Annotated in this window: 6 protein-coding genes; all 6 read left to right on the forward strand. The window is 34.1% G+C overall.

The annotated features are described in order from the left end of the window. Positions 1-117: 117 nt before the first annotated feature. Positions 118-561 carry a hypothetical protein gene (locus BAQ46_RS29735; protein ID WP_063262161.1) on the forward strand — a complete coding sequence of 148 codons (444 nt, stop codon included), beginning with the start codon at positions 118-120 and terminating at the stop codon, positions 559-561. Between the two features lie 251 nt (positions 562-812). Beyond that, a complete protein-coding gene (locus BAQ46_RS21905) occupies positions 813-1,079 on the forward strand; it encodes a hypothetical protein (protein WP_063262160.1) in 267 nt (88 codons plus the stop codon). A 2-nt stretch (positions 1,080-1,081) separates the two neighbouring features. Next, a complete protein-coding gene (locus BAQ46_RS21910; protein ID WP_063262159.1) occupies positions 1,082-1,342 on the forward strand; it encodes a hypothetical protein in 261 nt (86 codons plus the stop codon). 93 nt (positions 1,343-1,435) lie between these two features. Further along, entirely contained in the window at positions 1,436-1,594 is a 159-nt protein-coding gene (locus tag BAQ46_RS30440) for a hypothetical protein (protein ID WP_161491001.1), read from the forward strand. Between the two features lie 352 nt (positions 1,595-1,946). Next, a complete protein-coding gene (locus BAQ46_RS21915) occupies positions 1,947-2,636 on the forward strand; it encodes a MarR family transcriptional regulator (RefSeq protein WP_249024561.1) in 690 nt (229 codons plus the stop codon). 297 nt (positions 2,637-2,933) lie between these two features. Next, on the forward strand, positions 2,934-3,248 hold a 315-nt coding region (locus BAQ46_RS30930; RefSeq protein WP_063262162.1), incomplete at its 3' end, for a hypothetical protein.

Consider the following 3,248-nt stretch of genomic DNA (forward strand, 5'->3'; position numbering starts at 1 on the left):
AAAAAAGTAGGAAAAACCACTTTTTCAAAAGCTAAGGCGAACGAAAAAACATTTGAACAAAAAGAACTAAAGTGATATAGTTTATTTAAATAAAAGAAATAAGGAGGAAATACTCTAATGAAGATTCGTGATATTATTGATTTAACAAAGGAAGAACCTTTGAGCAAAATAGCAAAAGAACGTTTGGATATTGGTGAGAAACCTACTCGTGAAGCGCTTAAACGTGCTGGTTGCTATTCAACGTCAGGTAAAAAAGGTTGGTTTTTTAATGGTGACGCAGAAATTTTAGAAAAAAGTATTTATGATTTTGTAACGACAAAACCTACGGCGAACGTAAGAACTAAAAAAACAAACAACACAAAAACTAAAGTTGATAACAACAAAGGAGATAAAGAATCAATGAACGAAACAATTAAAGATACAAAGAACAAAAGAAAGAGAGCATCTTTTGATATCGATGTTGATTTGTTAAAACAATTGAAAGTTAAAGCGGTACTAGAAGAAAAGAATCTATACGATCTAGTGGAACAAGCAATTAAAGATTTTTTAGATAAAAAGTAGATTATGTCAATGGTACCGCACGATTCCGTAAGGAATAAGGAGGATAAGGAATTGACATAGCACTATACCAAAAACCCTCTCGTGGTCTTCCAAACACCGTTTGGAAGGCGCCACCCGGCCGAGGGGAGGGCCCCCAGGGGGGATGGGGGGATTAGAAAAAATGTAATTAAAAAAGGTGTTAATAAAGTTTGACATAATGAAATTGGAGGTTAGAATATATGAAATTTTAAACAGGAAAAGGGGATGAAAATATGAAGTTTACAATTAATAAAAAATTCATTTTGGCTAAAGTTGAGGAAAAAGAAAAGGTTAATTTATATACTCTAGTAGACAATGATAATTACGAAAAAATGACAGCGATCGGGGTTAAATCGGAATCAAAAATTGAAGAACGTTCACTTGTTGAAGCTGAAGTAAGTATTCGTACTCAAAGCGAGCGTTTTGAATTAAAAAACAATGAGAAAAAGTATGTTGAAGTTGCATCATTCTTTGTATCTTCGATTCAGAAAGTGAAGTAATTATGTATACAAAAGAGTATGTGGAATTAACTGGATTTCCAATTTTCCAAGAATATAAATGTACATATCCAGACCCTCTATTGGAGTTTGACGTTGACTGGTGGACCGTAAGTGAACTCAAGGAACTTTTTGATATAACACTGACTCCACAAGAAAAAGAAACTAGAATACAAGCATTTAAGACGGGGACAGGTTATAGGGGGTTTGCAGCCGTGTATTCTAAAAAAGAAATTTTAGATATGAGATTAGTTATAAATGAGTAGATTAGCGTAGCGCGTAGCTTGTCGTAGCCTGTGTTTTAGTCTTTGTCATTTTGCCTTTAGGTGCGAGTACGGAACGAGCACAGCTTCGCGAATATGCGAACTTTCGTCCTCGCACCTGAAGCGAAGACAAAGAAAGCGAGGTGGATCTATATGCTAGAATCGTTTTTAAAATTACTAATAGCAACAATCCCCTGGTTTTTTGTTACAAGAATGATGATTGTAGATTATCGTGAACATAACAATAAAGAATAGTTGTGATTCGCTCCAGAATCGATTTTAATGCGGTTTTAATCGAAATGTAGGAAAGAACATCTATGTCTTCGCCAAGAATCGTCTTGGAGTCGCTCTGATAGCTTAGAAGATATATATCGAAGTGTTAAGGAAAGTCAGGAAACTTGGGGAAGCTTGCAGAAAGAATGCTAGATTGCTAAGATGCAAGTAGAAAAGAAAAAAACTCTTAAGCAGCCACTTAAGAGTTTTGTGTAAATAGTACATTACGTACTTAGTCATGTAAGGTAAGTATAATATATCGCTAGATATTTGTGTAGCGTGAAAATGTATATTTACATTCTTTTCTCTTTTTTAAAACGAGAGGGGAATATATATGAGTCAGTTGAATGAAAAACGTAAAAAAGAGCGTGAAGACGCTCGTAATGCAAAAAAAGCTAAATTTGAAGAACTTCCAAATGGTGTTAAAGCAATTAGTAAAGCGTTAAACAAAGCTTCTAAAAAGGCACATAATAAAGATTTGGAAATAGAAAAAAGTAAGCAGGTTTTAACTGATGAAGAAATGAATCAAGCTAGTGAATTACATACAAAAGCCAAGGCTCAAGGGATGTTATTAATCCCTGACCGTAAAGTTCGAAATCGTGCAAGATTTGTACAAATTATGCAAGATAACTGGAGTTTTATGCAAAGTCATCAGTATTTAACAAGTGAGCAAATTGTTTTTCTAATGAATTTGGTTCCTCACATAGCGATTGGATCTAATGCAATTGTGGATGCGCCTAAGAAAAAACAACCCATAGGTCTAAATCAAAGTGAAATTGCAGCCGTATTAGGGACCAGTAAAGCGAAAGTTAGTAGGGTTGTTAAAAGTCTTGTAGAAAAAGGTGTTTTAGCTAAAGCAGAAAGCGGTTTGGAAGGGAATAATGTTAAATCTTATGTTATTTTTGTAAACCCTCATGTGTTGTACTCTGGTAATAAAGATGTTGTTGAGGATAGTTTGAAAATAATGTTTGCCAAGGCTATGAAAATGCCTGTTTTGAAAAATTTACCAGAAAGATTATTTTAGAGACACCAAAAATGGTGTCTTTTTTTGTTTTTATCAAAATTAGTAATTGTTTATTTGTTTTTGATAAAAAAATCGTTACAAACCTTGTTATATCAATGTTTTCCGTAGTTATCAAAATTGGTAACCGGCATTTTCCGTAGTTATCAAAATTGGTAACTAGAGTTATCAAAATTGGTAACTACGAAAAATCTCAAAAGCCTTGATATCATTGAAGTTTTTATAAAAATACAGTATGTTTCCTTCTTATTCTATATATGGAATAAAGCTAAAAGTTCCGAAAGGAACAGGTAGTATTTTTTGAGAAAATCATTCAAAAAATCTCCACCCTCTCCGCTTTGCTCCGTCCTTGCAAAACTTTTTTTGGCACGTGCAGTGGCTCTACCAAGCCGATATACAAAAAAAGAAGGGAATATGTTCTCGACTTGGATTAGCAATTATACGTGCCAAACCGCTATTCTAACGCTTGAAAATAGCACTTACTCAACAATTAGATACGTTAAAACCGCGGGGTCTCCCCGCAACCCCGACCAGCCTCAACCAAAAAAAGTAGGAAAAACCACTTTTTCAAAAGCTAAGGCGAACGAAAAAACATTTGAACAAAAAGAACTAAAG

It is taken from the genome of Bacillus paranthracis (assembly GCF_001883995.1).
Lineage (GTDB): Bacteria > Bacillota > Bacilli > Bacillales > Bacillaceae_G > Bacillus_A > Bacillus_A paranthracis.

Bases quoted from the DNA above. Each gene is read 5' to 3' on its own strand.
- BAQ46_RS29735 (WP_063262161.1), top strand. From the start codon at position 118: ATGAAGATTCGTGATATTATTGATTTAACAAAGGAAGAACCTTTGAGC.
- BAQ46_RS30440 (WP_161491001.1), top strand. From the start codon at position 1,436: ATGCGAACTTTCGTCCTCGCACCTGAAGCGAAGACAAAGAAAGCGAGG.
- BAQ46_RS21910 (WP_063262159.1), top strand. From the start codon at position 1,082: ATGTATACAAAAGAGTATGTGGAATTAACTGGATTTCCAATTTTCCAA.
- BAQ46_RS21905 (WP_063262160.1), top strand. From the start codon at position 813: ATGAAGTTTACAATTAATAAAAAATTCATTTTGGCTAAAGTTGAGGAA.
- BAQ46_RS21915 (WP_249024561.1), top strand. From the start codon at position 1,947: ATGAGTCAGTTGAATGAAAAACGTAAAAAAGAGCGTGAAGACGCTCGT.